At 74.6% G+C, this 1086-nt stretch carries 1 pseudogene; it reads right to left on the bottom strand.

The features are described 5' to 3' along the window. Positions 1-337: 337 nt before the first annotated feature. Positions 338-1086 (bottom strand): annotated as a pseudogene (locus ABZY57_RS32800) (MFS transporter); the annotation flags it as partial.

Raw genomic sequence — 1086 nt, forward strand, 5'->3', positions numbered from 1 at the left:
GGGCCGTCGCCACCATCCAGATCACCGCCACCGCCACCGACACCACCGCAGCCACCGCCACCACCACCTTCCCCCTCACCCTCACCTGGTTCTGACAACCGTCAGGGGGCCGGGCCTCCCAGGGCGCCACCACGGGGCGGGATCCCTACCCGCCCCCACCTCCTCCCGCTCGCCGGGGCCTCCGTTCGTCACTGAGCCGTTCTGCCGGCGGTTGGCCCGCACCTTGGTCGAGAAACACCCCCTCGACCACACCGCCGGGGCGTTCCTCGGCATGGACGGCCCGGCCGACCAGGTCCGAGGACCGCAAGGCGCCCCGTCGGCTCCGGGGTGTGGGGCGTCAGCCCGTGGGCGCGGTGGACGGCGAGGGGGTGGTGGGAGCGGGCGGGGCGAGTACGGAGTCCAAGCGGCGGACGGCGGAGCGCCGCTGGAGTACGGACAGGGCCGCGATCCCCGCACCGAGGGCCAGCCAGCCCGCAGGCCCGGCCGTCATCACCACCCCGGTCAGGAGCAGCGGACCGGCGGACTTCTGGACGGACTGGGCCATGCCCGCCACCCCCAGGTAGGACGCCCGCGCCTCCTCGGGGGCGAGCGAGACCGCCAGCTCCCAGGAGCTCACCGACCGCAGCAGTTCCGCCACCGTGACCAGGACCGCCGCGGCGAGGAGCGCCACCGTCGCGACCACGGCCCCGGCCCCGGAGGTCAGGGCCAGCAGGGTGCAGCTCACGAGCATCGTCAGCCCGTACACGGAGAGCGCCGCCGCGGCCTGGTGGGGTTCCTCGAACCGGGCCGAGACGCGGAGTTGGAGGACGACGACGAGCACGGTGTTGATGACGAGGAAGGCCGGGACGAGGGCGTGCGGTGCATCGGTGTGGGCCACCAGCCAGAGGGGAAGGCCGACGGCCAGGATCGAGTCGTCGAGGTTCATCGGGATGTCGAGCAGGACGAAGCGCAGGTAGCCGCGGTCCCGCCACGGGCTCGGTGCCCCCGTCCGACGGGACGCACCAACGCCGGGTGCGGCGAGGCCGGGCGCAGCGCCCCCGGGCGACGCGTCCACGAGAACGGCCTCGACCTGGTCCGGCGCCTGCG

Origin of the sequence: Streptomyces sp. NPDC006450 (genome assembly GCF_040612195.1) — a bacterium.
In the GTDB taxonomy this organism is placed as follows: domain Bacteria; phylum Actinomycetota; class Actinomycetes; order Streptomycetales; family Streptomycetaceae; genus Streptomyces.